The 22,842-nt window shown below is 46.2% G+C and carries 17 protein-coding genes; 2 read left to right on the plus strand and 15 right to left on the minus strand.

Going from position 1 to position 22,842, the window contains the following annotated elements:
- Nucleotides 1-3: 3 nt before the first annotated feature.
- Genes SNE26_RS13815 through SNE26_RS13880 form a run of 14 tightly spaced genes read right to left on the minus strand, consistent with a single transcriptional unit; the run spans nucleotide 4 to nucleotide 19,795 of the window.
- Entirely contained in the window at nucleotides 4-4,212 is a 4,209-nt protein-coding gene (locus SNE26_RS13815; RefSeq protein ID WP_321559927.1) for a hypothetical protein, read from the minus strand.
- A gap of 18 nt (nucleotides 4,213-4,230) precedes the next feature.
- Nucleotides 4,231-6,948, minus strand: coding sequence for a hypothetical protein (locus SNE26_RS13820; RefSeq protein WP_321559928.1), 2,718 nt, complete (start codon nucleotides 6,946-6,948; stop codon nucleotides 4,231-4,233).
- Nucleotides 6,939-10,235 (minus strand): baseplate J/gp47 family protein, encoded by a 3,297-nt coding sequence (locus SNE26_RS13825; protein ID WP_321559929.1) that lies wholly within the window; start codon nucleotides 10,233-10,235, stop codon nucleotides 6,939-6,941. Before SNE26_RS13825 ends, SNE26_RS13820 begins: the two co-directional genes overlap by 10 nt.
- Before the next feature lie 9 nt (nucleotides 10,236-10,244).
- Nucleotides 10,245-10,667 (minus strand): GPW/gp25 family protein, encoded by a 423-nt coding sequence (locus SNE26_RS13830; protein ID WP_321559930.1) that lies wholly within the window; start codon nucleotides 10,665-10,667, stop codon nucleotides 10,245-10,247.
- A gap of 3 nt (nucleotides 10,668-10,670) precedes the next feature.
- On the minus strand, nucleotides 10,671-10,961 hold the full coding sequence (locus SNE26_RS13835; RefSeq protein ID WP_112652159.1) for a PAAR domain-containing protein: 291 nt from the start codon (nucleotides 10,959-10,961) through the stop codon (nucleotides 10,671-10,673).
- A gap of 8 nt (nucleotides 10,962-10,969) precedes the next feature.
- Nucleotides 10,970-12,721, minus strand: a complete 1,752-nt coding sequence (gene vgrG / locus SNE26_RS13840; protein WP_321559931.1) for a type VI secretion system tip protein VgrG — start codon at nucleotides 12,719-12,721, stop codon at nucleotides 10,970-10,972.
- Between the two features lie 6 nt (nucleotides 12,722-12,727).
- Nucleotides 12,728-13,399, minus strand: a complete 672-nt coding sequence (locus SNE26_RS13845; RefSeq protein ID WP_321559932.1) for a LysM peptidoglycan-binding domain-containing protein — start codon at nucleotides 13,397-13,399, stop codon at nucleotides 12,728-12,730.
- On the minus strand, nucleotides 13,399-13,581 hold the full coding sequence (locus tag SNE26_RS13850) for a DUF5908 family protein (protein WP_321559933.1): 183 nt from the start codon (nucleotides 13,579-13,581) through the stop codon (nucleotides 13,399-13,401). Before SNE26_RS13850 ends, SNE26_RS13845 begins: the two co-directional genes overlap by 1 nt.
- 4 nt (nucleotides 13,582-13,585) lie before the next feature.
- Nucleotides 13,586-14,044, minus strand: a complete 459-nt coding sequence (locus SNE26_RS13855; RefSeq protein WP_321559934.1) for a phage tail protein — start codon at nucleotides 14,042-14,044, stop codon at nucleotides 13,586-13,588.
- 2 nt (nucleotides 14,045-14,046) lie between these two features.
- Entirely contained in the window at nucleotides 14,047-14,478 is a 432-nt protein-coding gene (locus SNE26_RS13860; RefSeq protein WP_090524162.1) for a phage tail protein, read from the minus strand.
- A 33-nt stretch (nucleotides 14,479-14,511) separates the two neighbouring features.
- Nucleotides 14,512-16,503 carry a phage tail sheath C-terminal domain-containing protein gene (locus tag SNE26_RS13865; protein WP_321559935.1) on the minus strand — a complete coding sequence of 664 codons (1,992 nt, stop codon included), beginning with the start codon at nucleotides 16,501-16,503 and terminating at the stop codon, nucleotides 14,512-14,514.
- An 11-nt stretch (nucleotides 16,504-16,514) separates the two neighbouring features.
- Nucleotides 16,515-17,969 (minus strand): phage tail sheath C-terminal domain-containing protein, encoded by a 1,455-nt coding sequence (locus SNE26_RS13870; protein WP_321559936.1) that lies wholly within the window; start codon nucleotides 17,967-17,969, stop codon nucleotides 16,515-16,517.
- A gap of 18 nt (nucleotides 17,970-17,987) precedes the next feature.
- Nucleotides 17,988-19,172: a hypothetical protein gene (locus SNE26_RS13875; protein WP_321559937.1), complete on the minus strand. Its 1,185-nt coding sequence runs from the start codon at nucleotides 19,170-19,172 to the stop codon at nucleotides 17,988-17,990.
- 38 nt (nucleotides 19,173-19,210) lie between these two features.
- Nucleotides 19,211-19,795: a DUF4255 domain-containing protein gene (locus SNE26_RS13880; protein WP_321559938.1), complete on the minus strand. Its 585-nt coding sequence runs from the start codon at nucleotides 19,793-19,795 to the stop codon at nucleotides 19,211-19,213.
- 406 nt (nucleotides 19,796-20,201) lie between these two features.
- Here SNE26_RS13880 and SNE26_RS13885 point away from each other — a divergent pair, with 406 nt between their 5' ends.
- Complete coding sequence (locus SNE26_RS13885; RefSeq protein ID WP_321559939.1) at nucleotides 20,202-20,798, plus strand: NAD(P)H-dependent oxidoreductase; 597 nt, start codon at nucleotides 20,202-20,204, stop codon at nucleotides 20,796-20,798.
- Nucleotides 20,799-20,853: 55 nt separating this feature from the next.
- Here SNE26_RS13885 and SNE26_RS13890 read toward each other — a convergent pair whose 3' ends face one another.
- Complete coding sequence (locus SNE26_RS13890) at nucleotides 20,854-21,975, minus strand: metallophosphoesterase (protein WP_321559940.1); 1,122 nt, start codon at nucleotides 21,973-21,975, stop codon at nucleotides 20,854-20,856.
- Between the two features lie 135 nt (nucleotides 21,976-22,110).
- Between SNE26_RS13890 and SNE26_RS13895 the strand changes: the two genes are divergently transcribed.
- Nucleotides 22,111-22,632, plus strand: coding sequence for a protease (locus tag SNE26_RS13895; protein ID WP_321559941.1), 522 nt, complete (start codon nucleotides 22,111-22,113; stop codon nucleotides 22,630-22,632).
- Nucleotides 22,633-22,842: the final 210 nt, after the last annotated feature.

Below are 22,842 nucleotides of genomic sequence, written 5' to 3' on the forward strand. Positions count from 1 at the left end.
GCTTTATTTAACGGTACCCGGATCGGTAGTGCCCGGATCTTTTTTTATCGTGGTTGAGTCTGCTTTATGTGTCACTGCGGGATTCGCTTTAATCGTAGATGTGTCCACTTTCGGCGTTACTGTCGGGTCCACCTTCGGTGTGGCCGCTGGTGTTGCCGCAGGATTAGTTTTAATCGCAGACGTGTCCACTTTCGGCGTTACAATTGGCGTTGGTGTTACCGATGGTGTTACAGCAGGTGTATCCTTAACTGTAACTACCGGAGGCGTGGTAGTAACTACCGGCGGAACCTTAGCAACTACTGGTGTAGTGGTTTCCGGTGGCAAGTGGGTAAGTACCGGAGTGGTGGTTATAGGAGGCAAAGCAACAGGCGGCGCAGGTGTAAATACGGCACGACACTTATCAAACTTACCATTCACTGCTGTAAGTGTAATAACTGTATTGCGACCACGCGGAAACTGGCGCATATCAAACACTTTTACTGTGTTTACCTCATTACTGGTAGTTCCATCATCAAATGTCCATGTAAACTTAAAGCTACCCGGATTCGGGGTCTTATTTGTTAAAGTAACAGTGGCAGCACCTTTTTCGTTATCCATAACCACCTTATAGTCAAACGAGGCCTGCGGATGTTCGTGGATCATAAGGGTACAACCGGCCACAGGTTTGCCATTCACCATAAAGTCGTTAATATTAACATCATAAGGGCCTTTGGATGGATCAACAACCCACTGGCTGCCCAGCAATTTCACTGCATCCCCGGCTATTTTTGAGGTGATGATACCGGTTGCAGGCTGTACTGTTGTAAAGTTTATATTGCCACTATCTGAACATACTTCGCCGGCGGCTAACTTCAGGTCTACCGGTTCTTCAGGGATTGGTACAGTAAGTACAACCTGTTGCGTATCGGTACAATCGTGGTTATTGGCAGATAACGTGAAGGTGAGCTTACCATCAGGGAATTTTTGACGAAGGTCGGCATACTGGAAGGTAATGTTATCATCCGGCTTGGCCAGATTAGCATGTACCTGCCCGTCGGGCATAGTCCAGGTGTAAGCAAATGTATCGCCCGTTGCCTGGTTAGTGGTAGCCGAAAGCGCGATAAATACTGCAAACTGCGTTGTATCGCTTATTGTGGCCGCAGGTTTAACAGCCGGGTGTTTAAATACGGTAATGGTGCAGTCGGTTGGCTGATCGTTTACCGTAAATTTAATCTGCTGGCCAAATGTGCCGTCTTTAACTTTAGTGGTATCAAAATAGGTTATTGCGCCTTTAGTTACAACTGTAGTTTCAAAACCAACCGAGGCTTTGATAACGCCATCAGCCGGGCTAACTTTAAACTGCAGCAAACCTTCATCAGAACATGCTACGGCCTTAGGTAAACTAAGCCCTACCTGTGGCTTAGGCATAATAAATGCTACCGGCGGACAATCGGAACAGCACATATACGGCAGGCAAAAATCGGCAAATACTATATCGGCAGGTACATCGGGGTTTGCGGCTACGGCCCTTGATTTTCCCAGTTCGAGCGCTAACGCCTGAGTTTTCTTGATAACCTCGGCTTCATTTGTCGGGGTATACTTACGTTTCGACCGGCTTTCATAATATTTTACAGCATCGGCGATGTCATCATAATCGGTATTTTTGGCGATATAGGCCATCGCGTCGCTATCGCTTGCAAAACCTTTTACAAACTGCTGTTCGCTCTCAAGCGCCTTTAACCTGTCTTCGAGCGGAGATTTAGTTGGAGGGGTGGTTGAATTAGGCGCAGTTACCGCAGTAGCATAAACCATTACAAAAGTACCACCCGCCGGCACACCCGCCAGGTGCTCTAACCCGGTATGATTGGCAGCGTAAGCCGAAAAGGTGAGCTGTTGCAGCAGCTTGGTTTTGCGGTCCTGAATTTCCTTTAATATTACGGCAAGCGCCTGGCCTGCACAACAATTTTCAGATAAGCGCCATAACTGCAGTTCGTAATCATCTTCATAGCCTTTGCGTACATAATCGCTTTTAGCAAAAATCTGACGGCTTTTTTGAGCAGCCGACTTTACTTCATTACAAAGGTCATCCAGCCGTGCTGTAAAATTATCAATGGTATCTTCGTCAATATCAACCAGCCTGTCGGGCAGCCACTGGCTTATATTACGGGTACCGGCTATCATACGCACGGGGATATCAACTGCAATAGCTTGCTCGTATGAGCCTGTTGCCGAGGTATCAACAGTTTTGCCTGCAGCATCTGCATAATCCGAGATACTGATGGCCCCGCCCTGCCTGCGGATCTGATCTACATAATAGCCTATACTGTCTTGTGCAATATTGATATTATTGTCAACTGCATCGATACCGCCGTCAATCACATATCTATCGGTGCTTTTATTGATCACAAGTCCGCTGCTTATTTGCTCACGCGCAGTTGCCTGTACTTCGCCTGTGTCCGCTGTTTTGGCAGCAGCCATTCGCATTTTAGGAGCGGCCGATTCCTCCTCATTGGCCAATTCCAGTTTCTGCTGGGCCGCCTGATACCGGATATCATTCGCCACCGCATAACCTGTTTTTGTATTAAAGCTTGAAAAAAACTTGCTTACATCACCATAAAGGCAATTTTGCTCGGCCTGGAAGGCTTTTAACGTGGCTTCAAGATCATTAAACTGGCAGGCATAATCATCTATATCGATATCACTAAGGGTAACATCGCCCAAACGGATGGCAACCACATCAAATGGCAGGTTACTGTCCTGCCTGATCTTATCAACCGCGGCAATAGCTTCGGTATATTTTTTACCGATATGCCCTTCAATCCTGAAAAAATTATTGGAGTCGATTGAATAAGCCAGCGGATTTACCACCATATCATTTGCTGGTGAGTAGGCCCCGGCATTATAGCTAAGTATCAGCTTATCTGTGCCCTGCAGCCACCGGCCATAGCTCCACTTTTGAACCAGGTCAACCGGCTTACCATAATAAAAGGGGATAGCCCTTGCTTCCAAAGGTTTACTGTTATCTATAGATGGCGTTATTTTCACCGCCGGGCTCGGAGGTAGTGTAAATCCGCTGCTCATGATGTTCAGCCTGTCGAGCAGGTTAATGGCAACATTCAGCTTATCTTTATTGGCGCTGATAGCTGGCGAAGCATAAAACTTATGGCGATAAGGTGTTGGCTTGGCCGTTGGTGTGATATTTAAAGCCCCCAGCATAATATGTTTGGGGAAGGCGTAAATATTAGGGCAGCACTGGTAAATAATATCCGAAAGCAAGGCCCGCAATTCGTTGTAGCCTGTTAACAGGTCCTTGTAAAAATCATACAGATATTGTGCCTGCATGGGCGCTGTAGCTTTGCTTAGCGTGGTATTGATATTGGCAACGATGCTGGTGATAGGGTAAACAGATTGCGGATCGAGCGCGAATTTGAATGTGTTGTAGAGCGTTTGAACAGCACTTGATAAACCACCGGCACCGTCATTCGCAATTTTTGAAAAGGCAGTGGTAAGCGCCGATGACGATGCGGTTGTCTGCTTGTTAAAAAATACCCGTTTTGCTGCCAGCACAGGGGCATCAAAGTACGCGTTGTAAGCATTGAAATACTTTTTGTAGATATCATCATAAATAATTTCCGAACCGGTTTGCTCAATGATCTGGTTCATATCCGCCTGCGCAATAAGCAGCACTTTGGGCTTGGCTACCTGCTTGCGGCCCTGGTTATCGCAATCAATAGCGGTACAGGCATCCGGGTCTTTCGAGTAATACTCCAGGTAAAGCAGACCGTACATTTCGGTAAGTTCCTTGCCCGCCTTTGATTTAAAATTGGTAAGGGCAAAACTATCAACCGGGAAAGCGCCTTTATCATCGGGTGTTACCAGTTCCCATAAAGCCATCTGTGCGGCATCGGTACCCATGGGATAAAACGGCGGGTATTTGATGAGCGAATTATCATAAGCCCTGAAGTTTTTATAGGTTGTTTCGGGCATGTAAAGCAAATCGCCGTCGGTAGTTACGCCGCAGCCTTTGCCTACGGTTATGCCGTTGGCGTCGCCTTTAAAGCTAAGGCCGCAAACCAGGCCAACACCAATTAAACAGGTACGGGTAAGGCGCTGCTGATCTTCAAAAAACTCTACAATATCGTTCAGCTGTTTGGCTGTAAGCACCTGGCTGTCAACAAAGGAGTTATACTCTAAAGTTATATCGGTGAGCTTTATGTTGGTTACTGGTGGCATGGCTTTTTCATTTAGGTTTTAACTGTTATTATTTGTGCCGCCCTGCAATGTGCCAAGGCTGGTTTTGTTCAATATTATCGGGTTGGTTTCCTGGGTATCATCGTTGCAATCACTTAGCTGCCCCTGCTGGTAAACGGTGTACAATTTTTCAATCAGATCAATAAATTTGCTGTTCAGCACAGAGTCGATAGGTGTATCGGTGCTTACTGCTCCGTGTTTGGCAGCAAGCCATTCTTTATAAAGCTTTTCAAACTCAACCATCTGATCATGCCCTATGAAGCAGATCCGCGGCAGGATGTGGGCAGGCGTTTCGGTGCGGATAAGCCGTTCGGCATAGGTGCGGAAAGCTGTGTTACGCAACCTTACGCTGTAGCCAGGCAGTACCACACAAACGCGGAACGAATAAGGATCAAGCGGTTCACAATATACGCCATTGGGATCAAGGCAAACCGGCATAAACTGGTGATGAGTGCTGTCATCGCCGGTATAATCAAATGGCGGGCGCAGCAGGATGTTCTCAATCACGTACAGGCCCTCCATCTTGAAATCGTTCTGCATAAATTTGATGATAAACGCAATCTCGGTTTCGATGGCGGCAGCGCTGAACTCCATATCATTATGGGTAAGCAAAGTGCCTGCGGAGTTGGCTATATTATATACATACTTGCCCGCAGTTGCGCCCGGACTTAAGCGGTAATTCTCCCTGTCGCAAGCCAGTACGGATACCAGGCCAAGATCTTCATAAGCATCAATCTCTTTCAGGAAGTTGGCATTACCTTTAAATTTAACTACGCCAAGCTGTGATATTGTCCAGTTGTAATGCAGGGCATCAGCCTTAAACAAAAGGTAATCCTCAACGCTTAGCTGCTGCATTTTATAGTTGGAGAAACCCAGCAGCATCGAGATCCGCTTTTCCATTCCGGATACATTTACCAGTTGCTGATCCGGGGTTTTGGCGTTGTACAAATCCATCCCGCTGCCGCGGCAAATGCTCATCTGGTCGTAATCTTTCAAAAACTTAACCTTATGCCTGATGATATTGCGCTGGTAATCCTCGCCATAAATGCGGTACATTAAAAAAACATACTCGTTAAACTGCTCGGCAAAGCGGGCCAGCAAATGATCGAGGAATTTATTTTTCCGTTCGGGATAGTTATCCTGGCCGGTTTCTTTAATTACGTCATCAACCGTTTGCTCCCATTGTGCATAACCATCTAACAGTTTTTCCGCATCGCGGATGCCATTTACCGTATTACTGAAATAGGTTTTACGGATGCTGTCATCGGCGGTGAGCAAAATCCTGGCATTTGAAAGCTGGGCGAAGTAATTGGCCAGCACCTGATCGTAAAACAACAGATATCCTTTAAGCTGTAAAGCCAGCGAACGTTGCCCGGTTGTAGCAGTATCAGGCAAACCCAGCGGTGAAATGCCGTAATTTTCGGGAAACTGGTTTTGCAGCGTTTCATAATGGCCTATATCGCGATAATCACCTTCAGGTACGGGCAGGTCGACTATCTTTTTAGCCTCAACACTATCCTGCCAGTCCTTACGGATCCGGTTAAGATCGGCCTGGGCTTCGGATTGTTTTAGCTCGATAGGCACCACATCTTTATAAAATGTGAATGAGGAGTTGGTTTCGCACAAAACAGGTTTATGACCGTCCTGTACACAAAGCAGCCACTCATTTGATTTATAGATTTTATCGGCAACCTCGCTTTGAGGCGCCGTACAGCCGCAAAAACCAAAGGAGATCCTTTTTACCAATCGTACGCCGTCAATTTCCATGATAATGCGGTACAGATCAGACAAACGCACTTCGGTACGCAATTGTGAGGCTGCAAGCTCAGCAGGGATGATAAAACCTTGTTTTGTAAATTGGGTATCGATGCCCTGCAGGCTTTCAAAATCAAGCACCGGGCCTTCAAAGATCTCGTCGGGCTGCATGCCTTTATCCAGCAATTCTTTAAGCAGGTAAAATTTAATATCAGGTGTGAGGTATTGTTCAATATTGAACATGATCTGTGCCCAGATCATTTCCGGATCAGCCTGGGGCTGAAGCTCAATTTCGGCACATATAACTATTTCCTGATTTTCAACTGCTTTTACCTGGTCAAGGTCCTCGCACAATTCGCGGAAATAATGATATACCGATTTTATTTGCTTGATGATATCGTCCTGTCTGGCTTTGATCTTGGCGGCATCACCATTCAATTCAGGAAAATCCTCAAAATCTATCAGGATATCGTTGATGCCTTTTAAATCGAATTTAACCTCTTTACCGGTCAGCGCATTTTCGCCCGGTTTGGCATAACGCAGCAGCGGTTTACCATCAGGTTGTTTATAGTTGGCAATAATGCTGTGGGGCGATTTTTTGATCCAGGCGTTCCGCACACCATCTATCCGCACAAACAGCTGGCGGTAGTCGTCGGGCGTAACCGGGTATGTGGGCAGTATTTTTATGGCAGATAAGAACTGCTCATGCATACTGGTGGTATTGTCATGATCAACCGCCAAAATATTTTCAACGGGCAGGGTGATGCGATAGTTCAGATCGGTAAGCGCATAGCAAAGCATCTCAAGCGTGGTAATGCCCGGATCATGCACGTTATAATCCGACCAGATGGCGCTGGCGAGGTCGCGGATATGCTGCATGCCTTCGGTGCGCAGGGTATTGTACTCGGGCCCAAGGCTGGTATCAATTTGTTTCGGTATCGTTAACTGATCAATCATGGGCATGTAGGTATGGTTTTGGTATCAATTAAATGTTGCTTTGCCGATACAAGAATGGCCTTTGAATTGCCTGCCTCCAAAACATCGGGGTTTGCGGGCCCCGATGCTGTGAAGTACATCTTAAAATCGGCTATATAATCAACATAGGGTAGTTCTTCAATAAAGCGGATCACCACACTTTTGTACAGGATGCCGCCAAAATCAATATCTGCATTGCGGTTAAAAGCCCAGGGCGATAGATAGTTGATCACATCGGTGTTCAACTTAGCTGCGTATAGGTTTTCATCCAGTCCGAAGTAAAATTTCACCTTAAAATCAAGGATCACTTCCTCGTAATCAGGGTTAATAGCCAGCAGGTCAACATGCATGGAGTTTAAACCCGACAGGTATTTGGTGATCTGGCTCAGGGTATTTTTGCTTACGCGCGGCTTAAATGGATCAAAACTGATCTGGTTACGGATATCAGGTATTGCCACAACCCTTACGCTGCCCGGAGCAACTTCAATATTATCATTGGTATGGTTAAGGCATTTAACCCTGAACACCTGTGGAAACTGCGCCATTACCAGGTGTTCATAATCCCAGATGGTGATAGCCCGGTGTTTATGCCTCAACCGCTCACTTACCCGTAAACGGAAAGCGCCGTCATCCTCCGGCAGTAAACCGCCAAACGAAGCGTATGGCTGGGTAACCGATTTGATCTGCGGCAGCCTGTCGACCAGCTTGCTGATGGTACCTGCGGGCAACCCGGTTTCCAGGTGCGAAAGTTCATTATCATTATCGGCAAATTCGGCTTCGGCCGCCTGGATATGTACGTTGATGAACTTACAAACCGAATCGATACTTACTGCAGGTGGCAGCTCTACACCAAGCCAGGTGAGGCTTTGGTTAAGGAATGTATTGTTGGTTGTGGCACCTTCGGGGATTAAAAATTTGATGATACCGGAGCGTAAAAAATCATTGGTATCGTCGCTGATGATATTGTTTTTATCCAAAGCAAGCCATTCATTGCCTGATAAATAATACCATTTAGGTTGAATAGTATCAGAGAACGACGGCGCAAGTGCATCTTCACTACCCTCGGCCACCTGGAAAAGAATACTGGCTACAGAACCCGTTTCGATGCCTGCAATACCTATGTAAAAAGCAGCAAGATCAGGCGCCTGTGGTATGGCTGTGATATTGCCATCAATAAGGCCATGATATTGTTTTTTGAGGAAAGCATGCTGCTCGGCCTGGCCAAATGGTGTTTCGTGAAAAAACTGAACGTTATGGTTCACATAATCAGCCAGTAAACCAGGGTTATCATTACTGCCGGTCAAATCGTCAATCTTATTTTTAGCCGATGCCTTGTAATCGAGCTTTAGCGATGCAATTTCGGGAGTATAGGGTTCTTTAGGGATAAGCGCGGCCCTTGTTGTATCTGTCATGGCAGCGGCAAACAATTGCGGATATATACTATGCAGAAAATCCTTTTCAAGGCTTATACGGATATAATTATCCTTAACTCCTGCCGAAAAATTTTCGGTTTGTGTTTGAACTGTAGTAGCAGTTTGCTGAAAACCAACAAAACCCAGCACCGGGAAAAACATCTGCATTGGTTGCACATACTGTTGCACCAACGCCTTTTCGGCCTGTGGCCAGCTACCCTGTTTAAAAGAGCCCGACACATTAAAATACAGGTATTTATTAATGAAATAAGGTGCGGGATTTACCGTTTGCTGAACGCCATCCGGTTTAAGTGTAAAGGTATTATCGAGCACATTGATCTCACTGCCGTCGCTTGGGAACCATGCACCGTTTTTGATATAGGCTACTTTTGCTTTAAAATCACTTTTGGCAGTTATTACCCTCGAAGTCCCCGTGGTATCTGAAGCCTCATTACTGGCGTTAATGTTATATGCACCGGGGCTTAATGTTGACTTGAGATAATCTGTACGATAAGCCGTATAATAACTTTTCAGATCAGCAGGTACGCCTTTCCATTCAATATCGGGCGTAATTTCCGTCCACTCTTTTTGAAAGATCTCGGCGCTGCCGATGTATAGGGTTGAACCAACTTTTGGCAGTGCGCCAAAGGCAAAAAAGGGCTTTGATGGGTCAACTTTACCGTTATCATTTTCAACGGACAGGTTTTTCATACCTTTCACAGTCACATCTATCTGCACATTATTGAGCTTAGCTTTACTCAGCGCAACATAAACGGGATAGGCATTATCCTGAACGCTCATCAGCAGGCGAATTACCGGGAAATCGGTTTTATAATTTTCTTTATGAATTACCTGATCATAGGGCACAACAGCCTTTGCCTTTGCCGGTATATTTACTGTAATAATAATTTGCTGCTGATTAACCTTAAAGGCATCTGTAGTGGAAAAATCGGCCTGCAGCCATTCTTTTTCGGATGTTAAAAACACTTTGAACAATTGGCCCATTACCGCCGGGTCAACAGTACCCAGCCCTGTGAAATTAAGGGTGAGCGTTATGCTGCGATCTCCTTCGCTCATGAGCAATACTTTTGATGCAAAAGCAAAGCCCATTGACGCAGTTGGCCAGCTTTTACTGCCAAAAGGGTTCCACTTAGGTACATCATCCTTAAAAGGCGTACCCAAACCATCAGCCGAAAAACTAACATCGGCATAGGCTACCTTTTTATCCGCAGGCGATTGATACCAGCTTTTCATGGCGGTTATCGTAGCGCTATTTACCGCCAGTTCGGCGTTAGTTTTAAAAACAACGGGTTTAGGTTTAGGGCTTTTATCCTTACCGGCATCAAGCGCCGTATCTTTTGGCAGTAAAAAACCAGTGAGGTTTCGGGCCAATTCAAATATTACGTGTACCTTATCGGGTACTTCGGGGCGGTTGCGCAATTGCAATACCCGTTTAAAATAAAAATCAAGGTGCCTGCCGGTAAACTGGTTCAATGCATCTTCTGAGTGTTGCAGCAGCATAATGAAACACATGAACAGCGCCAGGTGTGGCTCTACATCGCTTTTAATGCTTGAATCGGGGAAACCAAGGCCTGCGTTCTGCATTTTCACTTCAACTTGCTTCAGAAAGTCCTGCAGTGCTTTTTTATCCTGTATAAAAAACGGCTTCCAATCGCCTTGCGGATAGTTGCTGTCTTTAAGGGAATAGTAGTTTATTTTATCGGCATAAGCGGCCGCGAACGTTAGCCAATCTTCCATGCCCAATTCCTCAATTGGGGCGTAGGCTGGGTCAAGCGCTTTCAGGAAGCGCTGTGACTGGCTTGAGCCATCACGTTGAAGCGGATTTTTATCGTTACAGGCCATGGTTAGTTCTTATTGGTTGGTAGTTATGCTGGTTATGTCATTTTTATAATAAGGGAACACATAATTGTACCTTGAATTGGTGGTACGTACCGTGTAGTTGAGCTTTATGAGCAAGATCCCTTCGTTATCCATACTGGTGTCAACCTCGGTGCTGTTGAGCGTTATCCTGGGTTCAAAGTACAGTACGGCTGTTTCAATCAAATCTTTGATGTAGGTTTTGAGGGTGAGGTTAACAGCCTCAAAAACTATTTTCTGCAAATCACACCCGAAAGTTGGCTGCATAACGCGCTCGCCCAGCCGGGTAGTGAACAGTATGCCGAGGCTGCTTTCAATATCGGCCTCGTCGGTAAGCATTTCAACTTTACCGGCAGCCTTGTCAAAGCTTGGCGGGAAACTCCATCCCCTGCCTATAAAAGGTATTTTTGGTTCCATTGATCAGCCTCCTATTATTACTGTTGGGCAGCCTAACACTATCGATCCGCCGTGGGCTGTGCTATCGCCCATGCGGGCGGCGGGTTTCCCCCCTATCAGCACCGTTGCCGAACCCATGATGATTGAGTCGGGCGGCCCGGCGCAGGTACACATATCGCCCACGCATACGGCCGGCATACCGCCAATGAGCACCGTTGGTACCCCCGGCCCTATCACCGGTCCGCCTACATGAGGCGAAGGCCCGTTGAACATAGGGCATACGTGCATATCGCCTATCCTTGCTGCTGCTCCCATTTTTGTTATTAATTTATTTGTACAATTGAGCCTTTTAGCGCTGCCGTACCGCTTGACTTTACTTCCACACTGGCCGATCCTTCGGCCGAGAAGGCGGTATTGGCTTTCAGGCCCAGGTTCATTCCTTCGGCATTAAAATCCTTCTGGGCCTTAAGCACCAGTTTGCCCTGGGTTTCGATGGTGATGCCATCGCTGTTCATTTTTATAGAGTTGTTGTTCTCATCCTTTAACTCAATCGCCCCGGCATCTTCATCCATGGTTATTTTTTTCCCGGCAGGCGTTTCTATGGTTACCGATTTTTTATCGTCATCAAAAATGAGCTTCATTTTGCTGCGGGTTACAAAACCCTTCTGATTGTTGGCATCGGCCGCGGTTAGAGGGGCGGTTTTATTGCTGCTGTTAAGCATGCCCAACACTACCGGCTTACGCGGGTCGCTGTTTAAGAAACCTACCACTACTTCGTCGCCCACCTCGGGCAGAAAGAAACTTCCGCGGTCCTTGCCTGCATCTAAAGTGGCCACGCGGGCCCAGATGCCCTGGTCGTCAGGACTGATCACCGGCATGCGTACCAAAATGCGGCATTCGCCATCGGGGTCGCTTTCCAATTGGGTTACTACCCCTATCTGCAAACCCGGTACTGCCTGGATCAAAGCCGAAGCCGGTTTTATACTGGTTTCAAACTTTTCGGTAAACCATTGCGGGTCTAACCCAAACTGTACTTCCAGTTGCCAGTCGCCGGCAGATATGTGGTGTTGGATATGACTTACAAAGGCGTTACCGTTAAACCGATCGCTCAGGTTACTGAGCTTAATGATCATACCCGGCTTAACCGTATGAATGCCTTTAAACTTTACCCTGCCCCGCACTTTTGAAAGTACCTGTTTTTGCTTGAGCGATGTTGCCCATGCCTGCAGTTCGGGCTGCGAAAGTTTACCGCCATGATTTAAATGATAATTACTTTCATTGAACACCCCTGCCAGGTCATCTGAACTCAGATTTCCGTTCATCTCGCCCGATGGCGGATTGGCATCAACCTTTTCAATTTCCTGCGATGCCGGGTTCCAGGTGCGGCCGGTTATAGAGGGGAACTGGATCCTTGAATCAATCTCGGCATCCAACTCCAGCATGGTAGCGCCAAATGATAATTCCACAACCGCGGTGCCGCTTATTTCCGGCTTTTTGATGGATAGGGTATTATCATCGGTATAAACCAGCATCCCGTTCAGTTCGGCCCGGCCGGTTATGAAATCCCAATCGGTGGCTTCATATTGCACAAGGTCGCTGGTGGTGATGTTCATATTGGCAACATCGGCAGTTAAACCACTATAGGTGCCGGCAAGCGTGGTTATGGCATCGCTGTCTTTCACGTTTTCGCCAAAGTATTTGCTGTGGCGGGCAAGTGTCATGGCTATGGCTTTATCGCGGCATTCAATAACCAATTGCGAACCGCTGTTGCGCAGCTTGATGCTGTGCTTGATAACCACACCTTTAAACAGTGTGTAGTTGTCAGATTCATAACCGCACAGGATCTCGACGTTTTTACCCGGCACAAACAAGTCGCCGTTGCTGGCATCAAACTTTTGGGCCGAGGTATCGCCATCCATGATCACCAGCTTGGCGGCGGCTATGCGGTTTACACCTTTATCAATCACTATAGCCTCCACCTGCATGGTACGCGGTATCTCGGTACCCTCAACTTTTACAATCGGGGTGACAACGGTACTTGGCCGGGTGGTTTCTATGGTGCGGCTGTCTGCCATGATCTGTTATTGGTTTAATGGTGGAAATTTGATCTTTGCGCCTGTTTCGAGGTACCTGAAATCGTTGAGGCTGTTTGCCCGGGCTACTTCTATGTAATACTTTGAATCGCCGTAAATCTGGTAGCAGAGCAGTGGTAGTGTATCACCTTCGTTTATCACCCTCACTTTTGTTAAATCGGGCGACTGGGCATTTTCCTTCGCAACCCGCTTTTTATCTTCAACCGAACCAATGAACGAAGCTTTTACAATAGCCCTGAGCGGGCGGCCCTGGCTGTCAAACAGTTTGTAGCTGATATCCATGGTTTCCAACGCGCCATCGAACTGAAGCGTTCCCCAATAGATACTTACAAACCTTGGCCGGTGCTTATCGCCCTGGTACTCAATGATGAGTTTTTGTAGGTTGTCGATGTCCTCGTCAACCCCTAACTCACCGGCGGTAGCACCATTGATCACCCCGGTACGATCAAACATCAGCTCGAAATCCATCTTCTGCGGCTCGATCTTGGAAAACTTGGGCAGCTTGCCCGATGTTCCCTGCGCCTGTTTGTCAGAATACTTGATCTCGATCTTCTGGCTGTAGCTTTCGGGGTTGACCTGCACAAACATGGAGCCTTCCTCATTTTTGCTCTGAGGATCGGACCAGGCCACGATCTTCATTTTGGTTACGTTATCGGCCATCAGCGTTCGTTTTTATTTTTCAAAATCTCCAGGATCTGTTCCACGCACTCGGCAATGATCTCGTCCTTATCACCGCCGCCACCGCCTTTGCTGCCACCGCCCCCAGCGGACTTTGAATCCTGTTCGGCAGGGCTTTGGTTTACGCTCACGCGGATGTTCAGTTCTCTGATCTCAATTGGCATAACATCAGGTTTGAAGGGTGTAATACTGATATTGCAGCTCAAAGCTTTCAATAGCAATGCTGTTTTGCTCAGCGTTCAGATCGCTCAGGCTCCATTTTTTGGGCCAGGCCTGCACTACGTTCCAGGTTAAAAGCGGGTCATGTTCTTCGTTAAGCAGGCTTACGGTAAGGTCTTTAGGTTCGATAATGAAATTATTGAACACGTTATTACACCAGTTCATCAGCAGTTTTGATTCGGTAATGAGCCCCCGTTTCAGCACCAGTGCCGGAAACTTGGCCCTTACCGGCAGCGCGTGTTCAAAACGATTTTCACCGCCCTCCTTTTTGGATTCTGTTTCCATCTCCATGGATAGGCCCGATACGTTCTGGAACCGGCTGTCGATTTCTTCATCGCCAATGCCCGTAAACACCACCTTAAAGTGAAAACCTAAAGGCGGATAACCCGATTTAGCGTCGAAGGCCATGGTTAGCCGTTTTTAATGGTTAAACCTTCATGTGCAACCTCAAGCGTTTCAATTGCAGCCTCGTTGGCATCTGCCTTCAAATCGGCCGACTGAATTTTAACCGGGAAGGCATTTTTAACCGACCATGTAACTACCGGCTGATGCTCTTCATTAAGCAGGTTAATGGTAAGGTCACGGCGGTCTATCTGATTTAGTTTTACGGTGTTCATCCAGTCATAAAACTCGTTATCGTTAGCAAATGTGCCGCGTTTTAGGGTGATATTACCATATTTGCGCATGCCGGGCATTTTTACCTTGTTATATTCCTTGCTGCTGCCTTCGCGGTATTCAACCACTTCGGTCTCAATCTGTAAACCGGTTACTTCGGTAAAACCGATGCGTGTGCCACCCCAGTCAACCTGGAAATGGAATTTGGGTAGAGGATAATTTGCCATTTTATTTGTTTTAAATGAAATTCAATTGATTTTTTAACTCTCCTGCATTTTGTGTGAAAAGCGGAGGATGATGAACTCGGCAGGCCTTACTACAGCCATACCTATTTCAACTATCATGCGGCCCTCCAAAATATCGAGCGCGGTCATGGTTTCGTTAAGGCCCACATTTACAAAAAATGCGTCTTCGGGCTTAGCGCCCTGTAAGGCACCGGCACGCCATTGCAGCGTTAAAAAGTTTTGGATCATCACCCTCACTTTTGTCCAGGTGTTGGCATCGTTTGTTTCAAATACAAAAGGATAAGTAGCCTTTTTAACCGATTCCTCAACCATGATAAAGAAACGCCTGACAGGGATGTAGCGCCATTCGTTATCATTACCTGCTAAGGTACGCGCACCCCAAACCAAAGTACCCCGGCCCGCAAAAGCCCTGATAGCGTTGATCGATTTACCGGTGGCTGTAACGTTCATATCGTCCTGGTCGCTGTTGTCAATTTTCACAACAGGGCCAATCACATTATTAAGGCTCACATTGGCGGGTGCTTTCCAAACGCCGCGGGTACCGTCAACGTTGGCATAAACCCCGGCAATTGCTCCCGATGGCGGGATGGTGCTCCTTTTAGTCGTTATTGCCGAGTTTGCAGCGCCGAAAAATACGTTTCCGGAAAATAGTGCCTGCTCGGCGAGGTTTTCATAAAACAGGGCGCCATTTATTAATGCGCCAAAACCCGTTAAAATAGTAGCAACGGTATCCTGCAGTGCCTGTACAACAGAAAGTGCACCGGCTGCATCCTTGGTAAAGTTGTCTGCATTGGCAGCTATAGCTGCATAGTTGGAGTTAGCTACCCAGGGCGTGTTATCTAATACCGAATAAACAGGTGTTGGATTACGACCGGCAGTTGTATTAGCAGCAACCTTGGCATTTTTTTCGTAGGCAATAAGGTTGGTGATGGCAGCGGCAAGCTTTGCATCTTTACTCAATGCATCGATATCTTTGCCATATAACGCACCAACGGCGGGAGCATCTTTAGCCTTTTTACCCGCGGTAACAATGGCCGCCAGCAAATCGAGGTAACTGGTTAGCTGTACATCGGGCGTTATGTTTTTGGCAATATTATTTGCCAGTGCGGTCAACTTTGCTTTAACTGCATCAATACCGCTTACCCTCAATGCAGTTGCATCGGCCGCAGTGCTAAATACAGATCCAATTACTTTATCAGTATCCTTGATAGCATTTTGCAGGTTGGTTACCAGCGCTTTTTCGGCTGCACTTTTTGAAAAGCCGTCGTAGTTGGTGATCTTGACTGACGGAGAAGCATTATTCCAAAACTCCATCTGCCTGAAATCAACGTTAACATCATAAGTGGTTATAATCCAGGGATAGTAAGCCGCGCCATAATTGAGGTTATTGATACCGATTGAGCTGCGGAAATTATCAATTGGCTTATTGGTAACATCCTGACGTTTATCGCCCTGCAGCACATCAAGTATCGAAAACCTGTCCTGCATGGAGGCGCACAAGCCCAATGCTTTGGTTTGCAAACCGCTAAAGGCAACAAGATCGGGCTTGCCGCCGGCTACCAGCTCAACCGCGTCGGGAAACAGGATCAGTGTAGGCTCATCCTCGGCTGATAGGGTATCGATACCTCCTGATATAGGCGGCGCTGTTACCGCAGATGAGAAATCTCCCACCGAAACGATATAGCATGGCCCGCCGCCATTATCAAAATACTGCCTGAGCGATACATACAGGTGAAACCGTTTATCGGGTGCTACGTTCAGGATCTGGTTTGTCGCCGGGTTAACAGTAACCTTAATGGTGGCCGGTACATAACCGCCGCCAAATAAGCTTTCAAACTCCAGCAATGATTTTATACGGGTTGGTACATTTACCAGCGATTTACCTTCGGGGGTTAATGCAAACGCTGTAAAACCAATAAAGGCAGGTATAGCGGTTTCAACCTGGGCAACTGATGGCGGAAACAGTGCAATCTCCTGCACGTAAACTCCGGGTGTTTTATAAGCCATGACTAATTGATTTAAGATTGAACCATTTTATGACTGAAACGAAGAATGATGAACTCGGCCGGACGAACCACAGCCATGCCCACTTCAACAATGAGCCTGCCTTCCAGTATATCCAACGAGGTCATGGTTTCGCCAAGGCCAACGTGTACAAAGAAGGCATCCTCGGGCTTGGCACCTTGTAAAGCACCTGCGCGCCATTGCAGTATTAAAAAGTTGGCAATCATACCGCGTACCTTTGCCCAGGTGTTACCATCGTTAGGCTCAAATACAAAGGGTTGGGTTGAGTTTTTAACCGATTCTTCGACCATGTTGAAGAATCGCCTTACGGATATGTAGCGCCATTCGTTGTCATTACCTGCCAGTGTACGTGCTCCCCAAACCAACACACCCTTGCCCGAAAATGCCCTGATGGCATTTACCGATTTACCGGTGCTGGTAACGTTCATATCTTCCTGGTCGGCATCATCAATTTTAACCATTGGGGCAGCTACCATGTTAAGGCTTACATTTGCCGGCGCTTTCCAAACACCGCGCGTATTATCAACAGAAGCATATACACCTGCTATTGCCGCTGCCGGAGGCAGAATAACCGAAAACAGGCTGGTTTGCTGTTTGATATAGTTATACAGATCACTGTTTAAGTGATAGATGGAATTGGCGGTATTGGCATCATCGCGCAAAACGGCGGTGGCCGGAAAGTCAGTCGGTGTAACGCCTGTTCCGGAAACGATCAGTTGCTTGCTTTCATTGCTGAAATAGTTGATGCTGGTTTGCAGCCATGGATAATAGGCAGCACCATAACTAAGGTTATTAACCCCGATAGCCGTACGGAAAGCAGTCGCGATATCGCCGAACGTTTTTTTGCCTTTATCGGCCACTGCCACATATGGGTCGATAAGCACTACCCTATCCTGTAGAAATGCCGCCTGAGCCAATGCCGCGGTAAACAAGCCATAATAATCCGCAGGTGCGGTAAGGGTTACGGCATCGGTAAACAGCAGGATGGTCGGCTCGTCTTCTTTTTGAACCGCGGCAAGCGCGTTACCAAGCAAGGCTTTGTCAACATTAACAGCTGCACCTGTTTGGCCTGCCGAAACAATATAACAAGGGCCTCCGCCATTGGCAAAGTAAAGTTGCAGGCAATAGTACATCCTGAATTTCAGGGCTGCATATGGATCGTCAACCGCCGCATCAAATGAAAATACACCTGCCGCCTTTTTGATCTTGATACCGGTTGCTGTTCCGGTTGTGGTGAACAGGGTATTCTCGGCAAAACCAAAAATCTGCTCATACTCTTTAAGCGATTTGATCCTGACAGGGTTGTACTGCAGCGATGCCCCGTTATAGCTAATATTTTGTGTGTAGCCTATAAAGGCAGGGATAGCCGTTTCAACCTCGGCTACCGATGGAGGTAGGAGCGGAATTTCTTCCACGTAAACACCCGGAGTTTTGTATGTTGTTGCCATATTACTGTTTTTTACTTCCTAAAAAAATATGTCTGAAAAAATCTGATTGGTTTCTGGTTTAAGTAGCGATGCCGTTGCATTGGGCAGGTCGATAGTGGTTGGATTATTATTTTTATCCTTTACTTTCACAGCTATAAAACCCTGCCGGGTAAGGGGCAGCGCATTATCAGTTACTGATGCCGCCCCAAAAGTTTTACCTATATAGCGCCAGTAGGTTGCCCGGTTTTTAAACCTTAAGCTAAACACCGGCGATTTAAGCGTGGTATCCGCCTGTAACAGGTTATAAGTTGCACCGCTTGTTTTAACACAGATATCAATAAAAGCCCAGGCCGATGCATCCATGCTATAGTAAAACGGAAAATCGTCTGTATAACCTGTAGTTGCCAGGTGGGCGGTATATAAACCTTCAGGTAAATTGCCCATATCAGCTTTGATAATACTCAAAGGCCCGGTTTCCACACTGCTGGGCACGTTTACAACATTGCCAAAGCGATCTTTTATAGTGAGTGCCGGAGTTTTATTTGCCACCGTTACCTGGTAGGTAAATATGCGCCCAAACTGGCGGATCAAATCATTATTACTTGCGTAGGCCAGCGGTTTTCCGCCTACCAGAGGATCAGTTACCCAGTTGCCCGCCGGGGTAGCGCCCACCGCCGGGTCAAGGTTATTTTTTTTCTGGGCGATGAATAATTTAGTTGGTGCAGCCTGATTGTCAACCAGCATATCGCCGGGGTAATAATCGGTAGCAGCTTTGTACACATTTGGTGTTGCTGTTAAAAACGGAGCCACACGCGGCGAATACGAAGGATCGTTGGTAAAAAAGTATACCATGCCATCCGGCGCCTTTAAAGGCAATGAGCTGTAGTTGGCAAAAAGCCCATCGTTAATAGCCAAACTAAAGCTAAATACGGTATTATCTGCCGGTACTATTTGCGGCTGTTCCTTCCCCCCGTTCAAAGTGTACGGGATACCGGTAATAATGCCGGTTTCTGTTTGTTTATAAACCATGTGCAAGCCTGCAAACTTTGCCCTTGTAGTTTTAGTAGGCATTACACTCATGAAACTGCCTATATCATAACGCTCCAGCATGGCCAGGCGCGCGTCGGCGCTCAGCGTGTCAAAGAGTGTGATCCCGTCATCGAGGTGATAATGATGACGGATGTCAACCTCAAAAAGCGTTTCGTAGTTCAGGTCCAGTACCATCGGGTTATAATTTACAGGTTAATCGCCGGCGCTAATCGTTAGCTCAGTTTATCGCTCAGTTCTATCTTTTTAATGATGCCGCGTGTTTCTGTCACATTATCGCGCAGTATTTCAATCAGCCTAACGCGGTACAATACATATGGAAATTGTTTGCCGCCCAGTGTACTCCACAGGTAATTGGCCTGCTCAAATGTGGGCGAGTAGATATCAAGTATGAGGCGAAAATCGCCGAGGCCTACTTTTGTGGTCGGGCTGTTTTGCTTGGTAAAAGTGCTCTTCCCCTGAAAAAATTCGACGATATGCGACAGGAAGATCAGTGATTTTTCATAAGAAGAATCCAGGCAGGCCGAAAACAAAACATACAGGTTAAGGTACATCGGCGCGTTGCGATAGTTGATATCATCGCCGTTGCGTACATAATTGGGTATATTTTTCATGGTAAACTCTTCGGAGATATTTACCAGTGTCACCAGGATATTTTCAAGCCCTTTGATCTCATCATCACTCAGGTGGGCCACGTTTTTAAGCTGGGTGAAGCTTGAGCTGAGCCCGCTGTTCCCGTCGGTTGTTTTGAGATAGTTATTTAACTGTTCGGCTAAAAAACTTACGGTTTGGTAAATCATGATAATTAGATGTTTATAGGTGGTTGCAGGTTGGCTGCTGATGTTAATCCAAAGTTGGGCATCTGGCTTTAGTAACGTGCAAGTGTATGCACGTTAATTACCACGTATTTATACGCAATTGACACACGTATAAATACGTGGTAATGAATAGGTTAAAAGAACACAAAACCTTTAATCTATAGTTAAAACGGGCTTTTTATATTTAAGTATTTACAGCCAAACAGGCCTAAGGTTAAAAACCATGAATTTTAGCGCGGCGCGGATCTGCACATTTTCGGTGCTCCTGTACTTCAGATAATTAGCCGAAGGCAAGTGTTGCTATCCTAAAGGATACCGGTATCCTTTAGGATAGTAGTATCTTTTTGATAGTTAATCAAGGTAATTTTGCTTTACAAAATAAAGAGCAATGAAAATATTACATCTCATCAGCAGCCCGCAGGGCGAAGCATCATTCAGCGTAAAATTAGGCAACGCCATTGTGGGCGAATTACAATCGGCCCATCCGGATCATACTTTAACCACACATGATTTAACCGCCACCCCATTTCCACACCTGGAAGAAGCACACATTACATCTTTTTTCACTCCTGAAGAAAAAAGGACACCCGAGCTTGTTGAAGCCGTTAAACATTCGGACGAGGCAATTGCCGAACTGATGAACGCAGACGCTGTAGTTATCGATACACCAATGTACAACTTCGGTATTCCATCGACCTTAAAAACATGGATAGACCATATTGCCCGTGCAGGCAAAACTTTCAAATACGATGGAAAAACACCTGAGGGACTGGTTAAAAATAAAAAAGTATACCTTGCCATTTCATCTGGTGGAGTATATTCTGAAGGGTTTATGAAAGCTTATGATTTTACCGAACCTTATTTAAGAGCAGCTTTAGGTTTTTTAGGAATGACAGATATTAAAGCGTTCAGGGTTGAAGGCATAAAAGTGCCGGGTTTACAGGAAACGGCTTTAGATAAAGCGATACAGGCTATTGAGCTTTAATTTAAACAAAAACGGGAGGCTAAAGCCTCCCGTTTTTGTTTGTGCTTTCTAACAATCAAATCTTCACAACAAAGCTATCCGTTAAAACAGATGTATGTTCGTCCTCATCGGCTACGGTGTAATATTCACCGGTTAAAGTGAGCCCATTGTTAATCTTTTCAACAGCGATCTTTAAAAAGCCGTGACGGGTATCACAGCTGTATTCAAGGTTTACGCCATCAAACCGGGAATCTTCGGGAGTAAAACCGTTATTGTCTGTTAAGGCGATGGGATGTAATTCGTCAAAACCTCCTGTACCGGCAACAATATAAGGTACTATAACTAAATCATCATATTGCTTACTGAAACGCTGATAGTTATGTACGTGCCCACTAAAAACTATATCGGGCCTGATACCGGTTTCTTCAAAAACCCCTTCTAAAAAATCAATCATCGGCAAACTGGCGCCATGATTAATATCTGCCGAATAAGGGGCATGGTGCATACAAAGGATAATAGCCTTATCTGGCCGCTGCATATCCGCAGATCGCAGTTCCTCCATAAACCAATCGCGCTGCTCGCGGGTAACAACGCCATATTTGGGAACATTGGTATGTAAACCGATAATAGTTGCCAGCGGGGCATCCATTGTCCAGTAAATATTGGGCTGCGGCATGCTTTTGCGGTCTATCCTTCGGCTTAACATTGCCGGGCGCGAAACCGTATCACAAAACACCGTTGTAAAAGCATCAAGGCTTTGATACGGCATTGCAGCCGCCGGATTTACATCACTATCATGGTTACCGGCTATCGCGAATATCGGCCCCGGATACATGCTGTAGGGTTCAAAAAACTGGTCGTGATAGTTTTGAGCCTCTCCGTAGTTGTAAACAACATCGCCTAAATGGTATAAAAATTTTGGCTTGTCAGCGCCGGAAAGCACTTGATACTGTGCAGCCATTAAAGCGGCTATACGCCTTTGCGAACCGGGGTTACGGATGCTGCCGGTATCGCCCACCATATGAAAAACCATTTTATTATCAGCAATGCCGGGCACTACATCATCTACGGATAAATGATAAGGATAATCGCCGGAGGGCCCGGGCAGGGGCTGAAATTTATAGCTGTCATCCGGCTGATCTTTTTTGATGACCGGGCCGGTGTGTTTTAATGAAGAAATTAAAGCCATCTGCTCCATGATACCGCCAAAATTACGCAACCTAATATTAAGGCAGGGTTAAATTGGGGTTTAACGTTTAAGAAGAGCAGCTTGAGATTACCAGGGCCAAAATTCTATCAGGCCAATGGCAATTGAAGTGTTTACCTTTGCCATATGAAAAACTACAAAATAATCTTATCTGCAACCTTGCTGGCTTTATCGGCTTGCGGTGTTAATCATGTTAAAAACACATCTGCCGGTTCTGATTCTGCTGAAAATCAAAGTAACGCTACTGCTGCGAGTGCCAGCCTGTTTGCCAAAATGCAAATAAAGCCCACTATTAAGATTGGCGAAGCTGTTGAACTAAAATTTACAGTTTATAACGATGCCGATACTGCTCGTCAATTCTGCAAATGGCATACACCGTTTGAGCCGCTTATGAGCAAATATCTTGACGTTAAAGATGCAAGCGGCCAGGAAATGTTATATAAAGGCGCTATGGCCAAGAGGATTATGCCACCGCCGCCCAGCAACTATATTAAGGTGAATCCAAAGGATAGCTTAACGGCTACCATTGACCTGTTAAAGGCTTATGACATCAGTAAACCATCAAAATATACTGTTATTTACGTAGGACAAAATATGAGCGGGCTTACAGTGAAAGATAGTGTGGAGTTTGTTTATAAAGGGAAGTAAGAAAGAAAATTTAATACTTCCTCTTAAGAGAATAATAAACAACGGTTGACTGTGTACATATCTTAAAAAAAGGAAAATATCATTTCGACAGAGCAGGGCAGACCGAGTGGTGGAGCGAAAGAGAAATCTTCTACGCCAAGCTTCACAACTATGCCTGTAAAAGCATGACGTAGAAGATTTCTCCTCACCTCCGCCGCACAAATCGCATCC

Origin of the sequence: Mucilaginibacter sp. cycad4, assembly GCF_034263275.1 — a bacterium.
Lineage (GTDB): Bacteria > Bacteroidota > Bacteroidia > Sphingobacteriales > Sphingobacteriaceae > Mucilaginibacter.